Raw genomic sequence first — 20,996 nt, 5'->3', positions numbered from 1 at the left:
TATATTATAAAAATGAAAAAATCCTTATTGCTTTACCTATTTATCATTGCGATACTTATGAATATTTTTACCTATATGTTTTATAGTAAAGAAGTAAAGTTTGAACAGGAACGTTATGTAAAAACGACCAAAAAACTTAGAGATAGTTTAAATTTAGTAGAGAATAAATTAAGTGAAGCAAACTATTTCTCGTTAGAAAACAATCAAAACGCGCAGAATTATTTTGATTCGGAAACTGCTTCAAAAACAATTAAGTATGAGCAAATAATCCCATTGGTTACAGAGAAATTAATGGATCTTAATGCTAATCCGAAAGGGAATCCATATACTGGACAAGACCAAATAGGAGTAAATAAATTTATCATCAATAAAGTTAAAGTATTGAACCATAGATGGATTATTGCTGATTTTAGTGATGGAGAAACGTGGGGGGAAGTTTTGTTGAAATACTTTATCAACAATGATGGAAGTGTTACTTTTGAAGTGAATCAATCGTTGTTATATCAAAAATAAGATTTTCTAGCAGTGTAATAATTGTAACAACTAATAAATAGAACAAATGAAAAAAGTATTTTTATTTTCGATTATTATTGGGCTTTCATTTTCTTGTGCAAAAAAAGTTTCACAGGAAGAAACGATTAAGGTAACTACAGAAGAAACAAAACCAGATGTTATGGTTGGGGGAGATTCAGATGCTCATGGATGTAAAGCTTCAGCAGGTTACACTTGGTCTGAGATTAAGAAGGAATGTGTACGAATTTTTGAAGTTGGAACAAAGTTAGAACACGCCAAAGATGGGAAAACGTATTCGACTGTTGCTTATGTTATTTTTGAAAAAGACGGGAACAAAGCCGAACTTTTTCTAGATACACAAAAAGAGACCATTATGTTAGAGCGTAAAGCCGAAGGAGAACCTTGGATAAATGGTGATCTGGAATTAATTCCTTGGAAAGGCTACGTGCTTAAAAAAGCAGGTGAAATTATTTATACAGGCGAATAAAAGCTTATTGTATCTAGTTACAGTTTGCAGATTATAGAATATAAAAAAACAAGAAAGGCGGAAGTAATTCTCGCCTTTCTTGTTTTTTATGATTTTAAGATTCACTCGTTTCATAGTTACATCTCACATTTCAGAAACAGCATTTCGCATTTAAAAATTCTGTTTTATAAAATCGGTAGTTACTACTTGAGCAAATTCCTCGTTTAAACTAGCAAGAGCAGTCTCGTGAATGATTTCGGCGCTAAATTGCTGACCATTCAGTCCTGTTTTATTAAAAGTGGCTGTTGCATCAGAGATTAAAAAGGTGTTGTATCCAAAATTCCCAGCCATTCTTGTAGTTGTAGATACACAATGATCGGTTGTTAAACCTACTATTACAAGAGTATCAATTTTAGCTTCATCAAGTTGTTCTTTTAAATCGGTGCCAATAAAGGCGCTGTTTACATTTTTTTGGATAACAGTTTCTCCAGGATTTGGTTTAACGATTTCTTTAAATGCATTACCTGGATTGGTTTCATGAAGTATTGAATCAGGATTAGAAGAACAATGTTGGATATGAAATATTGGTAATTTGTTATTTCTCCATATTTCAAGAAGTTCACCAGCATTTTGCTCCGCATTTAAATTATTACGTTCTTTTCCCCAATATTCTACATTGTCGAAACCTTTTTGAATATCAATTAAGATTAATGCCGGATTGTCGAGTTTAGATATTTTCATTTTATAGTTTGTTGTGTTGTTGCTTAAAATTATAATCCTCTTTTTTTTATTTCTTCGGCTAGTTTTTTAGGAATTGGTCGGCATGTACAGTTCTTCTGATGTAAAAGATGCCATTCCATCCGTTGTTCAAAAGTTGGATTTTTCGGTATTTTATTTTCTTTATGCCATACTGCGTTTAACTTACTTGCCATTGTTCTTATATTTTTAAATGGAATTAGAATATGTTATTTCGCCTTTTCAAGTTCCTCTAGTTTTTGTTTCGTTTCGGTGTTTTCCTTGTTGATTGATAACGTTTTTTTGTAATAGCTTATTGCATTGGTTTTATCTCCGATTTCTTTGTAATAATCGCCTAAAGAATCATAGACATTAAAGCTGTCGGGGTAATATTTTACGTTTAATTTGAAGAAATATTCGGCTTGAGCTAAGTTTTTTAAGCTTAGTGCCATATAAGCATAATTGTTTATAGCGCCTTCGGGAGGTAAAACTTTGTACCCCATTTTTTCTGATACATTTTGATAATGCTTTTCTATTTTTAAAGGAAAATTGAGACTAGCATCTGTAAAATCACTGAAGCCCAAGTTTAATTTGTAAAAACTAAATATAAAACGAAGCGCATCATATTCGGCAATTAAAGGTACCGAACCATGATTGTCATTGTCGTAATATTTGTATTGAAAGTTTAACTGGTTTTGTTTGTTCTTCTTTAAAGTATTGGCTAATTCAAATATAGCACGAATGTGTCTTGTGCCTTGAGTCGTGTCCTTTTTTACTCTAATGGTATCCATTCCAGTTTCCATTGTATTGGCAATTCCTATAAACAAACTAGTATTTTTGAATTTTTTATCAGTAAATGTTTTTTTACTTTTTTCAAGGAATTTTTGTTTATCCCACCACATGCTTGGATCAATGGCTACATAAGAATTGAAAAGATTTGTGTGATTGGCAAGTATATTTATCGCAGTTAAACCGCCAAAAGAGTGTCCGATGAGCATTTTGTATGGTGCAGTAGGATAATTGGTTTCTACGTAAGGCATTAATTCTTTTTGGATAAAAGCAATGAAGTTTTCGTTTCCGCCAGTAGTTTTACTTCCTTCTGCATTCATCATTGGTAAATCTGATTCTATATGGGTAGGCGTTAAATCTCGATTTCTATCAGTATTCAATATTCCTACTACAATCATTTTTGGACAAATTGTGTTTCCGTTCATTGTACTTAATTGCTCAATCATACCTACAACAGAGGTGAAATGACTATTCCCATCTAATAGGTAAACAACAGGATATTGTTCTGTTTTGGGAGCATCTTTTATATAACCATCAGGAACGTATATCCAAACTTTTCTATCTTCATTTAAAATCTTGGAATGAATAGTTTCAATTGTACCAATAGTAATCTTGTTTTCGGTTTGAGCTTTTGCAAGTAACGAAAAACCAATAAAAAGCACCGAAAAGAATAATTGTTTCATAGGTTATATAGTTTGCTTTATTTGTCTCACTCTTTGCTATTTGTTACAGGATAATGTAGTTAAATCTTTGTTATCGCTACTGGTATTATGCCTAGGTCAAGTTTATTTAATGGTTTATTAAATGCAAAAAAGGTTTTAGATAATAATGTCTAAAACCTTTTATATTTAAAGCTATGTTTATATAGTAAAAGTTTACTATTACTATTTGAATTGTAAAAATGAAATCTTACTGTTATATTCTTAATCTGTAATTAAAGATAAAACATTAAAAACAACTTCATTACTAAATTTAGCATTCCCAAAATAAATAATATTTTCCAAAATTTTCTTGAAGATTGGAAGTTTGGATTTTTAGTGTTTTTTATAAAAAGACCAAAACCGATTAATACTAGTGGAAGAATGAAGTCCTTTAAATTTTCTATTTCCATTATTGTGTTTATTGTTGTTGATTAAAAAGAGAAAAAACTACTGCGCTAACCAATTTTTAAAATCAAAGAAATTCTGAGGAGCAACTCCATGACCAACAGGATATTCTTTGTAGGTAACAGGAATGTTTAGTTTTTCTAAGATAGCAGGAGTTTTTCTAGCCCAATCAATTGGAATAACTTGATCTACAGTTCCGTGAGAAGCAAATATTTTTAGATTTTTGAAATCATTTTTCTCAAAACCTTCTTTAATTATTTCATGATTAAAGTAGCCACTCATTGCAACTACTCTTTGAATTTTTTCAGGATAAGAAAGTGCTACAGCATAACTTAGAATAGATCCTTGGCTAAAACCAATCAAAGTAACATTATTAGCGTCAATAGGATAATTAGCTACTAATTCGTCAACAAAACTTGCAATCATGTCACGTGATGTTTTAGCTTGCTCGTTATCTGAAAATTTGTTTTGATCGGCATCAAAATTAATTGCGTACCAAGCATAACTATTGTATTGTAAGTCATAAGGAGCTCTTGCAGAAATGACATAATAATTATCTGGAAGTTCAGTTGCAAAAGAGAATAAATCCTCTTCGTTGCTACCGTATCCGTGAAGTAATAATAGTACTGGGTTTTTGTCTAAGATAACTTTTGGTTCTCTTATTTTATATTCTAAAGATAAGTTCATTTTTTTTAAGGTAAATTGTGAGTTGTAAATGGTAAAATACAGTTATCGGTTTTGAAAATTAACCGATGTTTTTAAACCATTTTTGAAAAAGTGCACCAACTAAAGGTACAGGTTTAGTTTCTCCTTTGATGGCGCTAAAAATACCGTATGTCCATAAAACTGAGATACAAATCCACATTGGAAAAGTAATCATGAAACTATCAAAGTTACTGATGATAAGTCCAAATGAAATAAATGTTAGCGATAATCCTAAGGCTTGACGAATATGAAAAGAGGCAAAACTATTTTTGTTTTCAGAGTTCATCGACATTGCGATTAAAACACCAATAATTAAAATATAGCTTGTTATAGCGGGAGTTTTTCCTTCTTCGATTGAGTTGTTCATTCTTGTGTTTGTATTTGTTTTTGCCATTGATTACGATGATTAAAATGATTTCTCATTCATCGAAAAGTTAGGCTTATTTCTTCTTTATTTTTTTAAAACCAGTTGACTCTGATTTACAATTCCGTAAACCGAACCTTGTAATTGAGTGCCTAAAAAGGCCGAGTTTTTAGATTTAGATAGGATGTTCGCTTTTGCGAAAGCAGTTTCTCCTTTAGGATTAAATAAGGTGATGTTTGCTTTAGAACCTTCTGTAATCGTATCATTTTCGATTCCAAAAACGGATCTTCCTAATGTTAGTTTTTCGATTATAGTTTCTAAAGGTAATACAGTTGTTAAAGCACCAAAAGCACTTTCTAATCCTATTGTACCATTTTTTGCCATATCAAACTCCATTTTTTTGAATTCGACATCTATTGGGTTGTGATCAGAAGTAATCATATCAATAGTTCCGTCTAAAACACCTTTAAGTAATGCTTGTCTGTCGATTTCAGTTCGCAAAGGAGGAGAAACTTTAAAGCGAGTATCAAAACCTTCTAGTTTCTCATCCGTTAACACCAAATGATGAACAGCAACACTACATGTTACGTTTAGTCCTTTTGCTTTAGCATCTTTAATTAATTGAACCGATTTGGCAGTTGAGATTGTTGGAATATGTAGTTTACCACCAGTATATTCTAATAAGAATAAATTGCGAACAATTTGTAATTCTTCAGCAAGATTTGGGATTCCTTTTAAACCTAATCTTGTTGAAACGATTCCTTCATTAGCAACACCATTTCCTTTAATGTTTTGATCTTGCGAATAAGCAATCACTAAACCATCAAAATCTTGTACATATTGCAGTGCTATTTTAAGCAAATTGGCATTGTCAAGGCTTTTATTGTAATCACCAAAAGCGACTGCTCCGGTTTTTTTCATGTCAAATAATTCAGCCATATCTTTTCCTTCGCTAGCTTTAGTCAAAGCTCCAATAGGGAAAAGTTCAGTAGCAAAACCATTTGCTTTGTTTTTTACAAAATTTACTTGCGATTGGTTATCGATAATCGGGTAGGAGTTGGGTTGTAAAGCAATGGCAGTAAAACCGCTTTTTGCTGCTACATTCAATCCGTTTGAGATTGTTTCACGGTCTTCGTAACCTGGTTCTCCAAGCGAAACGCTACTATCAAACCATCCTTGTGAAATGTGTAAATTATCGAGTTTTACCTCTTCGGCATTTTCAGTATTAGGAAGTGAAGTTCCTATTTTTTGGATTAAACCATCTTTAATTAAAATATCTGCAGTCTTGTTGTGAAATGGACTTTTAGAATCAATAATTTTTGCTTCTCTGATGATTATTTTCATATATAGGTATTTATTTTATTCAAACACAAAATCCTTTTTTTACAAGAAAGTACTTTTAGCCTTATGCTAAAAATTAAAACTTACTATATTCTTTAACCTGTTGGATATATATCCTTTTAACACATAGAAGCATAGTTTACAAACTCTAGTAAAGACGTTTCACTTAAAATAAATCACATAAGCTATGTGAAAAAATATAATTTTTTTGAAACACCTTTAATCATCGAATTTATTTCGATAGCTATTGGAACTATGTTTCTATGTGTTAGATGTCATTTTACAAATTACATCTAACGTTTATTCTTAATTAAAAACAAAACTCAAGTTTTACTTTACGAATCGAATAATAGCCATTTCTGAGACTATAAAAAACAATGCAAAGATAACAAACCATTTCCAAATTTCATTGTCGGTTCGCTCTGTTTGTAAGGTGTTAAAAATAGTCGAAATCGTATCGGCAGTTTTATAATCAGAGATTAGATTAGTGTTAATCTGACTCAAATCGCTTTCACTTCGTTTGTAATTAAAACTTACGTTTTCTAACGCTTCTTTTTTATTATAGATGGAATAATTACCAGCTTGTTCTGGGTAATCGTTAAAAACGATTTTTACTTTATTACTTAAAATCTGTTGAATCGGAATAAATTGCTCCTCTGTTCCTCTTACTTCTAAAATAGCATCTTTAGATAATAATGCATCAACAAAATAAGGCTGATTGTTACCAATGGTTATTGCATTTATTCCAGATTTCTGATTGTTCTGCGCCATTTTATAAAAAACAGGAACAATTAACGGCGATTGCTGAAAATTGGAATTAATGCTGTTTATTGGAGCTGAAAAAATTGATACTGCCGAAACTTGGTTTTGTATCGAAGTTAGAAACGCACTTTGATCTTCATAAGATAAAGCCGATGGATAAGAACTTGTAATTGGATACGAATTCTTTGTTTTCGGATATTGAAAGTTCTTTATTTTATTTTCGAAAACACCAGAGAATATAGGGTGATCAAAGTTGATTTTGGTAATCAGTTTTTCTTTGTTCTCAATTGAACCCATTTGTACTTTACCAAAATTTGATAAAAATGAATTCATATTGGAAACAGTAATTTTCTCTGAAGGAATAACAACAACGTTTCCGCCTTTAGATACAAATGATTTTAAGGTCGTTTGTAATGCTTGTGGAATTTCGTCCAACTCATTTAAGATAATTGCATCTTGCTTATCCAGGCTGTTGTAATCGAGTGAACGAATATCGAAATTATGATAATTGAATTCCTCAGAAGTATAAATACGAGATAAGAAATTGCTTTTTGCAGGTTCTCCAATACTAATAACATTCGTTTTTTTAGTTTCTGAAATGCTAAAATACAAGCGGTTGTCATATTCTAAACCATTATCTTCAATGATAACATAGCCATGAAAAGCTTGTTTTGGAATAGTAAAATTGACTTTTTTATTTTTGGAGTCAAAGTTTACAATGGTTTTAGCAATAAGCTTATCGTTGTTGAATAACGACATAGAGATAGGCTTAAAGTTATCGCCATAGCCTGATAAATTAATACCGATGTCATAAAAGTTATCCAGTGTTTGGTTGATAAAAACACTATCAATTGCCACATTATTTTTTTGTTCTGCTTTAGAGATTATAAAATATGGGGCGTCATCTGATTTGATGTTTTTTAATTGTTTTTCATCCAGTCCAATTGCATCAGTGATAATGATAATATCCTTTTTAAAAGCCGACTTGCGCGCTTTTACCTTTGCGATTATATTGTCTAGTTCAAACGGTGTTGCACTATATTTTAGATTTTGTAATGAGTTACGAACCGATTTTATGTCGGTATTCCAATAATTATCAGTGTTGGTAAGTAAAGAAAATGAAGCGTTTTCAGGAGTGTTTTCTAGTAATTCTTGAACGGCACGTTTTAGCAATTCACCTTTTTTACCTTTTGCCTGCATACTAAATGAATTATCGAGAATGATGTACATTTCGTTATTGGCATTTTTGCTGTCCTTGGCAGTAAAAAAGGGTTGCGCAAAAGCAAGAATAAGGCAGGTAAGCAACAATAATCGTGTAGCTAATAAAAGCCATTTCTTGATTTTTGAACTTTTTCGGGTTTGGATAGAGAGTTTTGCTAAAAGTCGAACATTAGTGAAATAGGACTTTTTGAAACGTCGTAATTGAAATAAATGAACCAAAATTGGAACAATCAATAAGAACAGAAAGTATAAAATTTCGGGATGTTTAAAATGCATTCTAAAGTTTAGTTTACTTCACTGATTTCGTTTTCAATGGAGCTCATTGAATTTTTCGTTTGTCAAAAATACAAATTTACAGGCAGTTTTAACTTAAGTTGTTATATTTTTTCGAACGTTCAAATTAATCATAACGAATATAAGGATATTATGTATTTTAGCGTTTCAATAAAATTTTTACAAATGAAAAAATCGTATGCTGTTTTGCTTTTAATTCTATTCGTTACAGGAATTCAGGCGCAAAATAAAGTTAATCTATTGGTCGGGACTTATACTAATAGTTGTGATAGTAAAGGAATCTATGTGTATGAATTTGATACCAATTCGGGTGATTTTAAATTAAAAAATGAATCTGAAAGCACTGTGAGTCCAAGTTATTTGTCTGTTTCTGCAGATAATAAATTTATTTATGCTGTTAATGAAAATGGTGCAGAAAGTACAGTTAGTGCTTTTGGATATGAGCCACAATCAGGAAAGATTTCTTTTTTGAATAAGCAAAAAGCAATGGGAGCAGATCCTTGTTATTTAATTAATGATGGAGAAAATGTAATTACTGCTAATTATTCTGGTGGAAATATTTCGGTATTCAAAAAAACAGCAGAAGGAATTTCAGAAGCAAAACAAGTTGTGCAGCATTCAGGAAGTGGCGCTAATCCTCAAAGACAAGAAGGTGCCCATGTGCATATGGTTTATTTTTCACCAGATAAGAAATATGTTTTATCAAATGATTTAGGTCTTGATAAAGTTTTTATATACAAATACAATCCAAATTCTCAAGATGCAGTATTAACATTAAAAGGAAGTGTTGATGTAAAAGCAGGAAGTGGCCCAAGACATTTAACATTCAGTAAAGACGGGAAGTTTGTGTATTTAATTCAGGAATTAGATGCTACTCTAACGACTTTTAGTTATGATAAAAAAGGAAATTTAAAGCTAATTGCAGAAACAAGTATTCTTCCAAAAGATTTTAAAGGTGGAACAGGAGCAGCAGCTATAAAAATTTCGCCAGACGGTAAATTCTTATATGTTTCAGATCGTGTAGATGCTAATAATATTTCTGTGTATAAAATTCTTAAAAATGGAGGTTTAGAATTACAAGAGCAAGTAAGTACTTTAGGAAAAGGGCCAAGAGATTTTTCTATTGATCCTACAGGGAATTTTCTTTTAGTAGGGCATCAATACACTAATAATATTGTTGTTTTTAAAAGAGATAAAGCTACAGGCAAACTAACAGATACCGGTAAAAGAATTGAATTGTGCGCTCCGGTGTGCTTGGTGTTTAACTAGTTTTTAGTCACAGTTTTCAGTCGCAGACTAGTGACAGTCACAGTTTTCAGTCACAGTTACAGAAAGTTGAAGTTTTCAGTATTCAAAGTTGAATTTTTGATTGATAAAGGTTCAGAGTTGCAAAGACTAAAAAAAGGCTCAAAGGTGAAAAGAATTATAAGTTTAAAAACTTAGAACCTCAGCACCTTTGAGCCTTTATATCTTAAAATATCAAAAGAAAACCTTTGAACCTTTGTTGCCTAAAGCCTCAGTAACTAAAAAACTGAAAACTGTGAACTAAATTAGTCGCAGTTTTCAGTCGCAGTCCAAGAATGGAAAGTCATAGTTGGAGTTTTTAGAATTTAATACTAGATTTTCAGTGATATAGATGGAGTGACTAAGACTAAAAAAGGCTCAAAAGTGAAAAGAATTATAAGTTTAAAAAACTTAGAACCTCAGCACCTTTGAGCCTTTATATCTTAAAATATCAAAAGAAAACCTTTGAACCTTTGTTGCCTAAAGCCTCAGTAACTAAAAAACTGAAAACTGTGAACTAAATTAGTCGCAGTCCAAGAATGGAAAGTCATAGTTGGAGTTTTTAGAATTTAATACTAGATTTTCAGTGATATAGATGGAGTGACTAAGACTAAAAAAGGCTCAAAAGTGAAAAGAATTATAAGTTTAAAAACTTAGAACCTCAGCACCTTTGAGCCTTTGTAACTTAAAGAGAAAACTACTTATTCTTGTCTTTTCTTTTCTTATCTCTTGTTTTAAGCATGTTTCTGTTTACAGATCCGTGCGTTTTTTTCTTTGTTTTAGAAGGTCCTCCTAAGTTGACTTTCTTATTCTTTTTATCTTTTTCATGAAAAGCTCCGTCTCCAGAAAGTTTTTGTTTTTTCATCAAGAACTTCACTGCTTGTTTTTCTTTTTCAGGCTCGATTAATTTTATCGAAACTTCTACTTCCTCAGGGAATTCAGCAATATTAAGTTCTGTATTCATTAAAACTTCTACTTCTACTTTAGATTCTTCTTCACGAGGAGAAATAAAGCTTATTGCGGTTCCAGTTGCATCAGCACGACCAGTACGACCAATTCTGTGCATGTACAATTCTGGTAATTCTGGCATTTCGAAGTTGATTACGTGGGTAATATTCGAAATATCCAAACCTCTCGCCATAATATCTGTAGTAATTAACCCTCGCAAATTTCCTTCTTGGAATTCTGCCATGGTAGTCAAACGATAATTTTGTGATTTGTTAGAGTGAATTACGCCAAACTGTCCTTCAAATTCTTCTTCGATACGATCGTGAAGCATGTCAGAAATCTTCTTGTTGTTTACAAAAACCAAGACACGACTCATGTCTTCGTTGTTTTGTAGCAAGTGTTTTAACAAGTTTACTTTAGTATTGAAATTAGGAACGTTATACGTGATTTGCTCAATGTTTTCAAGTGGGGTTCCAGATGCTGCAAGAGTAACCTCTTCTGGAAAATCAAAAAAGTCATTCAAAATTGCATCGACTTCATCGGTCATGGTTGCCGAGAAGAGAATATTTTGACGTTTTCTTGGCATCATAGCTAAGATAGCAGTCAATTGCGTACGGAAACCTAAATTCAGCATTTCGTCAAACTCATCGATTACCAGTTTTTGCATCTCTTCAAAGCGGATAACATTATCTAATGTTAAATCCATAATTCTTCCTGGAGTACCCACAAGAATATCACATCCTTGGTAAACGGTTGTTTTTTGAGTGTTTATGTTAACTCCACCAAAAATACCAACTGTACGAACTGACATGTATTTTGTTAATTTTTCAACTTCTTCAACAACTTGAACTACAAGTTCACGAGTAGGGACAAGAATTACTATTTTTGGAGTATGTCCTGGAGTAAATTTGTATAATTTTAATAAAGGCAATAAATAGGCAAATGTTTTACCTGTACCTGTTTGCGCAATTCCCATCATATCACGACCAGACATTATCACAGAAAAAGTTTTTTCCTGAATAGGAGTTGGGGATGTAAAGCCTAAATCATCTATTGCTTTTTGTACGGATTTAGGAAGATTAAATGTCTCGAAAGTGCTCATTTGCATTAAATTTTGTGCAAAGGTACGTTAAAATAGCGGTTAGTTTACTAAATTCTTGGAATCAACTGATAATTTAAATAGGTAATGATTTGTTAGTCAGTGTTTAAGTCTTTTAAAAAACATTCAAGACAATGAATATGAAAACGAATTTCACTATAACTAAAGTACTTATTTTGTGAAGGTTTAAATCAAATTTTGTTCTTATGGTCAAAGCTATAGGAGGTTTTGATAAATACAAATGAATAGGATAAATAGCCCTTTGAAAGGGTTTGCGTTTTATAGTATCGTTTAAATAGTTCATATAAGTACGAAAAGTATTCGGGAATAAAGAGTAGCTTTTGATGTTTTATATTTTTTATTGAATACTTTTGAAAACAATTATGGTGAGAATTTTTGTAAATCAGCCATATTTGAGCTGTAGAATATTAAATATTAAAAAAGCAGGGTTATATTTATGGAAGCTAAAATTCTAATCAAAATAAAAAATAAAATATACTTACTTTTTATTCTTATTGCACTTTGTATCGCTTTATGGTTATGCTTTCATAAAGAGCCACAAATCTTAAATATTAAAGACACGTATTACGTTATTGACTCTTTTGTTTTTTCAATTTTTATTATTTTTTTTTATTCAATTTTTTCTGCATCTTATTTTTTTACAAAAAAATATTCAAATTACTTTTTTGCACTTATAAATTCGATATTCATAACTATTCCTATTCTCTATTTTATTCTTCCTACTGAAAATGAAAAATTGTTTGAACTTGAATATTATTTGGCTCACCGTTCTGAATTTATTTGGAAAGAAGTTTATATTCCGAGTATTTTAGGAGTACTATTTCTGATGGGAATTGTTATGCTTTTTATCAATATTGCTTTGTCGGTTTTTAAGCACAGAAAGGTTAAATGTTTGGAAAGTAGATAATACTTTATATGGATTATAAAAAAGAAGCAACTTATAAAAACATGAGAAATTACATTTTCAAATTTTGGTTACTAAATTTAGTTTCTACTGCGATTTTATTTTTGGTTTACTATATATTAGCTTTTACACTGTTAAAATCAAGCGATGGAAATTTATTTAAAATCATCTTAGAGTTTCTATTTACGCTCTTTAATTTATATTACACATTGGTATATTCTATTGTAATGATTATTTTTTCAACCGCATTTTTTCTGAATTTAAAAGAAACTATTCGAACTAATTTTTTCTTGTCATTACTAACTTTCATAGGAATACCTTTAGTTGCTTTAATTTACATTCTAATTGATTTATATCCTTATGATTCTTTTGCAGTGGTTTGGTGGATTGGTTTTCCTTTTGTTTACTTACTATTCATAATAGTTCAATTTTATATATTTAGAAAAAGTATAAGTAAATATGAATGTAGTTAATTAAAGTCAACCACAATAGGTTCAATGATTTAGGTTTATCTGCGGTTAGTACCATTCTACAAAAATATTTTTTGAAGTGTTTTACAAACTTTATTTTCTCTGCGTCTCTGTGTCTTTGCGACTTTGCGTGTAATTAGGCTCGCAAAGACGCAGAGACGCAAAGGATATTTTCTATTAGTGGTAAAGTTAGATTGTTAAAAAAGGAATTGACATGTTTCGATTGATTAAGATAAATCTACTAGTTTAGATAAAGAAATCTCTAATACGTTTGCAAATTCAAGTAAAGTATAAAGTGTGGATTGACTTTTCCTTTTTTAATTTTTTTACCATTCATCATGGTTCAATTTTTTGTATTCAGAAAAAGCATAAGTAAATAGGAATGAAATTTATAAAAAGTAGGGTTAAGCAGTTTAAAAAAATAACTAGCACACCTTACATAATTAATTTTTCGAAGAGTTTTGCAAACTTTATTTTCTCTGCGTCTCTGCGTCTTTGCGAGCATAATTACGCGCAAAGTCGCAGAAACGCAAAGGACATTTTCTATTAGTAGTTATGAATAAAAATCAAGAACAAGCGGTTGAATAATTTAGGATCATCTGCAGTTAGTACCATTCTACAAAATTAATTTTTCGAAGAGTTTTGCAAACTTTATTTTCTCTGCGTCTCTGCGTCTTTGCGAGCATAATTACGCGCAAAGTCGCAGAAACGCAAAGGACAGTAGTAAAGTTAGATTGTTTTAAAAAAAGATGTTTCAACTGATTAAGATAAATCTACCAGTTTAGATAGAGAAATTTCTAATACGTTTCAACTTCAAGTAAAGCCTTGGATTAATTTTTCCATTTTTTATTTTTTTTTATTTTTTTGGCAACCTTTATAGTAGACTCTCACTGACTTAGAGTGTTTTTTGCGTTGTAAAAATCTGTTTGTCAGCTTTTAGTATGACAACATTTTCAATAAATAATTTAACCTTTGTTTTTAACATAAGGGAAGCTTAAAAATAATATTGAAAATGAAAAACTCAAGGAGACTTAAAATTCATAAGAAATACCAAAGGCGCGCTTATTTTCACGGGATAACTGTTCCAGAAATTATACTTAGAGGTAAATGGCTTGACAAACTGGGATTCAAAGAAGGGGAGATGGTAACTATAAAAGAGGAAAAAAATAAGCTTACAATTAGCTTAGATAAAGGCAAAAATAATTGAGGTTAAGATTGGCTTAACACAAACGTTGTATAAAAGTTTTTTGTAAGTTTGAGCATTACAGCGTTGTAGAAAATCAGGAGGTAAAAACTATAATTTCAACAAGCTGTAAAGTGTTACTAACTATCTTAAACCTTAATAACAAACCAAAAATTGAATGGAAAAGATTGATTTATTAATTATTGTGACTATAATTTCTTTGTTCATTTCTTTATTTCTTATTTTTTTTCTAGTTACTGTTAAAACACAGCACAAGACAAGTAATTATCTTTTTGCTACTTTTTTATTTCTTACTGCGTTAGATACTATTGAACCTTTATTGAGCTTAGTAGTTAAGCATCCTTCAAATTTAGGAATGCTTAGAAGTACATTTTCTTTTTTACAAATTCCAGTTTTTTATCTATACGTATTATCGGTTTGCTATTCTGATTTTAAGTTAAAACCTAGAGACATAATACATTTGTTACCGTTTTTAGTAGTCAATATATGTTTTCTACCTCGTTTTTATACTGTAGATCTTGCTTCTAAATTTTACTTTGTTAAAAACCGACAAAGTATGATAGAGATGCAGTTTACTCATATTCTTTTCCATATTCAGATAGTTGTATATCTAGTAGCCGTTTTTATGGTTCTAAGAAAAGCTAAGAAATTATATCTTGAAAACAATGCAGGTACAAGTATCAATTCTTATAATTGGCTGTTTCAGTTTACGATAGTGCTAACTGTATTATATTTTATTGCTCTTATAAAAAATGTTTTTAAATTTTCAGATTATCCAAACATCTCTGAGTGGATAAAAACGGGAGGATTAGTATTCTACATGCTTATTACTTGCTGGTATCTGTTTAAAGCATTAAATAATCCTGACTTGTTCAGAAATATTGATTCAAAATTAAAACTGGTTTCTGATATTATTTCAGAAGAAAAAAGGAATGAGCAACCAACTTTAAATGAGCAAGAATATAATGAAGAGCTAATTAAATTAAAGAAATACATGAAGGAAGAAAAGCCATTTCTAAATCCTTCCTTAACCATTCAAGATGTTTCTGCCGCTATCGAAATTCCTGTTCGAAATTTATCTCTTTTGATTAATCACAAACTAGAGCAGCATTTTTATGATTTTATTAATGCCTATCGAATCGAGAATGCTATGGAAATTTTAAAAGATGTTACAAAAAGCAAGGTAACTGTTTTGGAAATTCTATACGATGTAGGTTTTAATTCAAAATCTTCTTTTAATACTGCTTTTAAAAAACACACCAATAATACACCAACTGCTTATCGTAAGGGCTTGTAAAATAACGATTTGTAATTACTCGTACTAGTTCTTAAAACTACTCGTACCCTTTTTTTGGAACAAATGCGTTCGAGTACTTTCATTCGGTCGCATAACGTTAATTTCCCCCACATCTTTGTATCGAAATAAATTTCTAACCGAAAAACTCGATACAATGAAAACTTCATTAAAATTTTTAGCAGCATTATTATTAGTAAGTAACCTTTCATTTGGACAAGATATCTCTAAAAAGATTGATTCAATAGTAAAGGATAATTACAAGAAAAATCCTAACGTAGGCATTAGCGTTGGTTTTGTAAAAAATAATGAAGAGTATTATACTGCCTACGGTAATTTGAATGCGGAAAGTCAAACTAAAATTGATAAGAATTCCATTTTCGAAATTGCATCAATCACTAAAATTTTAACTTCAAATTTAATTGCACAAGCAGTTATCGATAAGAAATTAAAAGTAGATGATTATATCGATAACTATCTTCCTAAGGAGTATGTATTACATGAAAACCTTAAACACAAAATAAAAATTTCTGATCTGGCATCGCATCAATCAGGGTTACCGGATATAGATTTTGGAAAATTAATAGAACTAAATCCACAACAGCCTGTAAGTGGTGTAACTCAAGAAACGTTGTCTACGATAGTTAATAACTGCAGTGAACTTATTGATTATGGCAAATTTCGTTATTCTACAATTGGATATACTTTACTCGGACAAATCTTAGAAAATGTGTATGGTAAGAGTTATGATGAAATTATCAGAGCCAAAATAATAAAGCCATTACAGATGAAAAATACATTAACTAAAGATTTTGATGTAAAAAACAGAACAACTGCTCATAATCCAGAGGGTGGTATTCAGGAATTCTTTAAATGGAATATAATGGCCCCAGCAGGATTGGTAAAATCGGATGCTTCTGATATGGTTACTTATCTAAAAGCAGTTTTAAACAAAGAAACTAAAGTAGGTAAGGCTGCTATAATTACAGAAAAGATCTTCTATAAAGATGAAAAAAGAGAAATGGGATTAGGTTTAAACATGGATACAGACGATAAAAATACAATTTATATGAAATCGGGAGATTCTATGGGGCAATCTTCTATTATATGCTACAACAGGGCAAAAAACTGGGGAATTATAATACTTCTGGATCAAAGGAATTTTAAAATGAGACAGGATCTGTTGAATGAAATTTACGATACAATCTTAAAATAATTTTTTAACATCTAAATCACGATATCATGAAAAATACTATCTATTTATTAATTTTTGCAATACTAATTTCGAGCTGCCAAACAAGCAATAAAGTATTAATAAGCAAAAGAGACTATAGTTTTCTTACTGACAGTTTGAAAATTGAAAAACAATTAGAAAAACATAAACTAGCAGGATTTAGCCTTGTTGTTTTTGAAAATTATAAAGTTGTGTACTCAAACCAATTTGGTGTTAAGTCGATCGATTCAAAAGAAAAGATAGATGCAAACACGGCTTTTTCTACGGCATCAATTTCAAAACCAATCACGGCACTCCTTTGCTATATGCTTGAAGAGAAAGGATTGATTAATTTAGATGAGCCAATAGACAAACAGCTAAAACGTTGGCATTTGCCTAAAAGTAAGTTTACGGAAAATAATAGCCCAACTTGGAAACAATTTTTGAATCATACTGCAGGTACAACTCAGGGAGGATTTGCTGACTATTATGAAGGAGATACAATTCCAACAATAAAACAAAGTCTTTTAGGGCAAATACCACGATATGATAAAGAAATTGATTTCTTGTTTACTCCTGGAACAGATTGGGAATATAGTGGTGGTGGATATGTAATTGTTCAAATGGCATTGGAAGATATTTTTAATAAACCTATTGGAGTACTTGCGCAAGAGTACATTTTTTCACCTCTAAATATGAAGAATACAACGATGATACAACCTAATGAAAATGGTTTTCCATCAAACGTTGCTCTTGTTCATGATGAGAATGGAAAAGTTATTAGATCGGGCTTACCAATTACACCACAAGTAGGCGCATCAGGAATGTGGTCAACACCAACAGATTTGGCGATACTTGCTATTGAGATACAAAATGCTTTACGTAATAAAAATAACAAAGTCATTTCTCATAGTATTGCAGAAAAAGTAACTGCAGTAACAGCTTTAAAAAATGCTGTTGGAGGCTGGAGTTACGGATGGCAAAAGACTTTTGGTTATAACAATTATGATTGGTTTTCATGTAATGGATCTAATACAGGAGTTGGAGGTAATGTTCTTGCTACTATGACAGATGGTAACGGTCTTGTATATCTTGCCAATGGAGAGAAACCAAATCGTTTTCCTGTGATGAATAGTACCAGAGAAAAAATCCTTACATTGATGGATTGGAATAAAAGAGTTACTGAAGATGTTCAGGAGATACCATTATCTTTAAAAGGAAAGCTTATAGGAACTTATGATGACTTTCTTTATGGGCATGGAATGGAGACTAAAATAATAGCAAAGAATAATCGTCTTTATGTTGAATCTCAGCTTTTGGATTTTTTTAAAGGAAAAAATAAAAATGAATTACTTTATCTAAAAGACGGATCATTTAGAATTGTAGATTATCCTAATGTATTAAAATTTGGTTTCAGCGATGGAAAATTAAGTTCTGTAATCCTAACTAGAGATAAGCTGAGCACAAAAGTTGCAGTGGTTGAGAAAGTAAAATAACTAGTGTAAATAAAAAATCCCTTAAGTAATTGAATTTATTTAAGGGATTACTATTTATGATATAATTAAGCAGATTAAAATCCTTCGAAGACACCCAGTCCAAACAAAGCAAAATCATACTTTACGGGGTCTTTAGGATCCATTCCTCGAAGTTTTTTGTCTAGTTCAGCCAAAGCTTTACCATCGTTTTGTTTTCGGTTCAGAATACCTAGCTTTCTAGCCACGTTTCCGGAATGTACATCTAAAGGGCAGGATAGGGATGCGGTAGAAATAGTTTTCCATATTCCTAAATCGACTCCTTTGTTGTCTTGACGAACCATCCAGCGGAGGTACATATTGATTCGTTTTGCAGCCGAATTATTTAATGGATCTGAGATATGCTTTTGAGTTCTTTGTAAATGATCTATTTCAAAGAATGCTTTTTTGAATTCGTGAATGCTCTTTTGTAAACTGTTTTCTTCTTGGTTTTTGGCGAAGATAGCTTCGAGACCACCATGATTTTTATAAATGTGTTGTAATCCTTTTATAAAACTTCCAAAGTCTTTTCCGTTGAAGGTACGATGCACAAAATTTTCTAATCTTGCTATGTCTTCATCGGTATGACTCATGATAAAATCGTAGGGAGTGTTTCCCATTAATTCCATCATTTGATGTGAGTTTTTAATAATCATTTTGCGATTTCCCCAAGCAATTGTGGCACTAAGGAATCCTGCAATTTCGATATCTTCTTTTTGAGTAAATAAATGCGGAATCTGTACGGGGTCACTTTCAATAAAATCTTGATTGTTGTATTGAGTGACTTTTTCGTCAAGGAATTCTTTGAGTTCTGTTTGGGTCATGATTGATGTGCAAGTATGTTCTTGAAATACGTAAAGTCTAGCCCTGATAGAAACGGTATCCTTTTTTGTTTTTTCTTTAAAAACAAAAAGATACAAGTGAATAGCAGGAAGAAGCTTCTAATTACTAATTAAGCCATCGACCATTACGAGTTTTCTGTCGGCCATATTGGCTAGTTCCTCATTGTGAGTTACTATTACAAAGGTTTGTCCAAATTCATCACGAAGTTGAAAAAACAATTGGTGTAAATTTTCTGCCGAATGGGTATCTAGATTTCCAGAAGGCTCATCGGCAAAAATAACATCGGGTTTATTGATTAAGGCTCTTGCAACGGCAACACGTTGTTGCTCTCCACCCGAAAGTTCATTGGGTTTATGATTGATTCGGTGAGATAACCCTAAGTATTCTAATAATTTCTTAGCTTCGGCTTCGGTTTCAGAAGGCTTTTTACCAGCGATATAAGCAGGAATACAAACGTTTTCTAGTGCTGTAAATTCAGGTAGCAACTGGTGAAATTGAAAAATGAATCCTAGGTTTAAGTTTCTGAATTTAGATAGGGCTTTATCACTTAAATTCAGAATGTTCTCATTGTTTATAACTAGTGAAGTAGATTTATCTGCAGAAGGTTTATCAAGCGTGCCTAGGATTTGAAGTAAGGTTGTTTTACCTGCTCCAGAAGCACCAACAATCGAAACAATTTCTCCTTTTTTAATATGTAAATCAACTCCTTTTAAAACTTCAAGTTGATCGTAGAATTTATGTATATTTTTTGCCTGTATCATTATGAAACTGTTTTTACAAAGAAACAAAGATTCTACCGATATAAAAATGTGTTATAACAGAATTTTAGGAACATTTTTTGTAAAAGTAAAAAGTAAAAAGTGAATTGTCCTTCGACTCCGCTCAGGATGACACTGTAACTGTGAATTGTGACAAAGTGAAAAGTGAGATGGCTACGCCTGAAGTAAAAAAATAGGAATGAAATTTGATTAACAGTTATAGAATTAATGGGGTTACTTTGAAAAATAAATTTAAAATGAATTATATTTGATAGTAACTCCGATTTTAATAGATAGTATAATGAATGAAAATACAGTTGTGAAAGACGAGAAAATAAAGAAACTATTGCTAGGATTGCTTTTTGATGGTATCGGAATGCTTTCCTTTGCAATTCCGTTTATAGGAGATTTTACCGATGTTGTTTGGGCTCCTTTGGCAGGTTTCTTAATGACTTATATGTATAAAGGGCGTGTAGGGAAGGTAGCGGGTATTTTAACTTTTGTTGAAGAGATTCTTCCGTTTACAGATATAATTCCATCGTTTACCTTAACTTGGTTCTATACTTATTTTATCCAAAAGAAAGATAAGACGATAAATAAAGATACTATTCTTTAACTTGTTGGTCGTAAAAATAGCATTTAACACATAGAAACATAGTTCTTGTAGCTATTGGAATAGAATTGAGAATTAAAGATGATTTAAGAAAAATATTTTTTTCGCATAGCTTATGTGCTTTATTTTAAGTGAAACGTCTTTTTTAAGCTATGTTCCGATAGCTATCGGAACTATGTGTTAAAATAATTACAGCCAGCGGATTATTCTTTAAACATAAATCCTAGTCCCATATTTTTAAGCATTTTTTTCTCGAAGTTCCAGAAAAAGCGGAATTGACCAAATACAGCTCCAATTGCTACAAGCAGTACTTGATAGATAGGAAAAATAATTATTAATCGGATAAGTGTAAACCAAAAACCAAAATCTTCTTTGGTAATTCCTAGTAAAACACAGAAAGGGTGTGACAACCAAGCCGATGAAGAACCGGTTATAGCAAATACAATAAATATGATGGTGAGTTGAAAATTAGAAGTAATTCCCCAACGTTGTTTTAATTTATTCATTTTAATTTATAATGATTACAAATATAGCAACA

The 20,996-nt window shown here is 31.2% G+C and carries 20 protein-coding genes; 9 read left to right on the top strand and 11 right to left on the bottom strand.

Features of this window, described 5'->3' with window-relative positions; all coding sequences use genetic code 11:
- The first annotated feature begins 12 nt into the window (after positions 1-12).
- Both QWY99_RS13025 and QWY99_RS13020 read left to right on the top strand, forming a co-directional pair.
- Positions 13-513, top strand: a complete 501-nt coding sequence (locus QWY99_RS13025) for a hypothetical protein (RefSeq protein ID WP_290265896.1) — start codon at positions 13-15, stop codon at positions 511-513.
- Between the two features lie 46 nt (positions 514-559).
- On the top strand, positions 560-1,000 hold the full coding sequence (locus QWY99_RS13020; RefSeq protein WP_290265895.1) for a hypothetical protein: 441 nt from the start codon (positions 560-562) through the stop codon (positions 998-1,000).
- 150 nt (positions 1,001-1,150) lie between these two features.
- Here QWY99_RS13020 and QWY99_RS13015 read toward each other — a convergent pair whose 3' ends face one another.
- From QWY99_RS13015 to QWY99_RS12985, 7 genes are all read right to left on the bottom strand, one after another.
- A complete protein-coding gene (locus QWY99_RS13015) occupies positions 1,151-1,720 on the bottom strand; it encodes a cysteine hydrolase family protein (RefSeq protein ID WP_290265894.1) in 570 nt (189 codons plus the stop codon).
- Between the two features lie 29 nt (positions 1,721-1,749).
- Positions 1,750-1,911 (bottom strand): hypothetical protein, encoded by a 162-nt coding sequence (locus tag QWY99_RS13010; RefSeq protein ID WP_290265893.1) that lies wholly within the window; start codon positions 1,909-1,911, stop codon positions 1,750-1,752.
- 33 nt (positions 1,912-1,944) lie between these two features.
- Positions 1,945-3,186, bottom strand: a complete 1,242-nt coding sequence (locus QWY99_RS13005) for an alpha/beta hydrolase-fold protein (RefSeq protein ID WP_290265892.1) — start codon at positions 3,184-3,186, stop codon at positions 1,945-1,947.
- 465 nt (positions 3,187-3,651) lie between these two features.
- On the bottom strand, positions 3,652-4,296 hold the full coding sequence (locus QWY99_RS13000; protein WP_290265891.1) for an alpha/beta hydrolase: 645 nt from the start codon (positions 4,294-4,296) through the stop codon (positions 3,652-3,654).
- A gap of 58 nt (positions 4,297-4,354) precedes the next feature.
- The gene (locus QWY99_RS12995) at positions 4,355-4,681 is read right to left on the bottom strand and encodes a hypothetical protein (protein WP_290268220.1); all 327 of its coding nucleotides are present in this window, start codon (positions 4,679-4,681) and stop codon (positions 4,355-4,357) included.
- 84 nt (positions 4,682-4,765) lie between these two features.
- The gene (locus QWY99_RS12990) at positions 4,766-6,022 is read right to left on the bottom strand and encodes a dihydroorotase (RefSeq protein WP_290265890.1); all 1,257 of its coding nucleotides are present in this window, start codon (positions 6,020-6,022) and stop codon (positions 4,766-4,768) included.
- A 327-nt stretch (positions 6,023-6,349) separates the two neighbouring features.
- Entirely contained in the window at positions 6,350-8,278 is a 1,929-nt protein-coding gene (locus QWY99_RS12985) for a vWA domain-containing protein (protein ID WP_290265889.1), read from the bottom strand.
- A gap of 183 nt (positions 8,279-8,461) precedes the next feature.
- On the opposite strand from QWY99_RS12985, the gene QWY99_RS12980 reads away from it, so the two are divergent.
- Positions 8,462-9,565 carry a lactonase family protein gene (locus QWY99_RS12980; protein ID WP_290265888.1) on the top strand — a complete coding sequence of 368 codons (1,104 nt, stop codon included), beginning with the start codon at positions 8,462-8,464 and terminating at the stop codon, positions 9,563-9,565.
- Positions 9,566-10,277: 712 nt separating this feature from the next.
- On the opposite strand, the gene QWY99_RS12975 is transcribed toward QWY99_RS12980, so the two are convergent.
- Positions 10,278-11,630 (bottom strand): DEAD/DEAH box helicase, encoded by a 1,353-nt coding sequence (locus QWY99_RS12975; RefSeq protein ID WP_290265887.1) that lies wholly within the window; start codon positions 11,628-11,630, stop codon positions 10,278-10,280.
- 933 nt (positions 11,631-12,563) lie between these two features.
- Here QWY99_RS12975 and QWY99_RS12970 point away from each other — a divergent pair.
- The 5 genes from QWY99_RS12970 (at position 12,564) to QWY99_RS12950 (ending at position 18,229) form a co-directional block, all read left to right on the top strand.
- Positions 12,564-13,025 (top strand): hypothetical protein, encoded by a 462-nt coding sequence (locus QWY99_RS12970; RefSeq protein WP_290265886.1) that lies wholly within the window; start codon positions 12,564-12,566, stop codon positions 13,023-13,025.
- Between the two features lie 1,009 nt (positions 13,026-14,034).
- A complete protein-coding gene (locus QWY99_RS12965; RefSeq protein WP_290265885.1) occupies positions 14,035-14,229 on the top strand; it encodes a SymE family type I addiction module toxin in 195 nt (64 codons plus the stop codon).
- A gap of 154 nt (positions 14,230-14,383) precedes the next feature.
- Entirely contained in the window at positions 14,384-15,523 is a 1,140-nt protein-coding gene (locus QWY99_RS12960) for a helix-turn-helix domain-containing protein (RefSeq protein ID WP_290265884.1), read from the top strand.
- A 154-nt stretch (positions 15,524-15,677) separates the two neighbouring features.
- Positions 15,678-16,736: a serine hydrolase domain-containing protein gene (locus QWY99_RS12955; RefSeq protein WP_290265883.1), complete on the top strand. Its 1,059-nt coding sequence runs from the start codon at positions 15,678-15,680 to the stop codon at positions 16,734-16,736.
- Positions 16,737-16,762: 26 nt separating this feature from the next.
- Positions 16,763-18,229: a serine hydrolase domain-containing protein gene (locus QWY99_RS12950; RefSeq protein ID WP_290265882.1), complete on the top strand. Its 1,467-nt coding sequence runs from the start codon at positions 16,763-16,765 to the stop codon at positions 18,227-18,229.
- 74 nt (positions 18,230-18,303) lie between these two features.
- Here the strand turns inward: QWY99_RS12950 and QWY99_RS12945 are convergent, their stop codons facing one another.
- The gene (locus QWY99_RS12945) at positions 18,304-19,068 is read right to left on the bottom strand and encodes a TIGR02757 family protein (RefSeq protein WP_290265881.1); all 765 of its coding nucleotides are present in this window, start codon (positions 19,066-19,068) and stop codon (positions 18,304-18,306) included.
- A gap of 117 nt (positions 19,069-19,185) precedes the next feature.
- Positions 19,186-19,848 carry an ABC transporter ATP-binding protein gene (locus QWY99_RS12940; protein ID WP_290265880.1) on the bottom strand — a complete coding sequence of 221 codons (663 nt, stop codon included), beginning with the start codon at positions 19,846-19,848 and terminating at the stop codon, positions 19,186-19,188.
- 298 nt (positions 19,849-20,146) lie between these two features.
- Between QWY99_RS12940 and QWY99_RS12935 the strand changes: the two genes are divergently transcribed.
- Positions 20,147-20,461: a hypothetical protein gene (locus tag QWY99_RS12935; RefSeq protein WP_290265879.1), complete on the top strand. Its 315-nt coding sequence runs from the start codon at positions 20,147-20,149 to the stop codon at positions 20,459-20,461.
- A gap of 200 nt (positions 20,462-20,661) precedes the next feature.
- On the opposite strand, the gene QWY99_RS12930 is transcribed toward QWY99_RS12935, so the two are convergent.
- The gene (locus QWY99_RS12930; RefSeq protein WP_290265878.1) at positions 20,662-20,964 is read right to left on the bottom strand and encodes a DUF6787 family protein; all 303 of its coding nucleotides are present in this window, start codon (positions 20,962-20,964) and stop codon (positions 20,662-20,664) included.
- Between the last annotated feature and the right edge of the window lie 32 nt (positions 20,965-20,996).

Source organism: Flavobacterium branchiarum (genome assembly GCF_030409845.1).
GTDB classification, from domain to species: Bacteria; Bacteroidota; Bacteroidia; order Flavobacteriales; family Flavobacteriaceae; genus Flavobacterium; species Flavobacterium branchiarum.
Note: the sequence above shows the minus strand (reverse complement) of the source record. Positions and strands in the feature narration are given on the sequence as shown.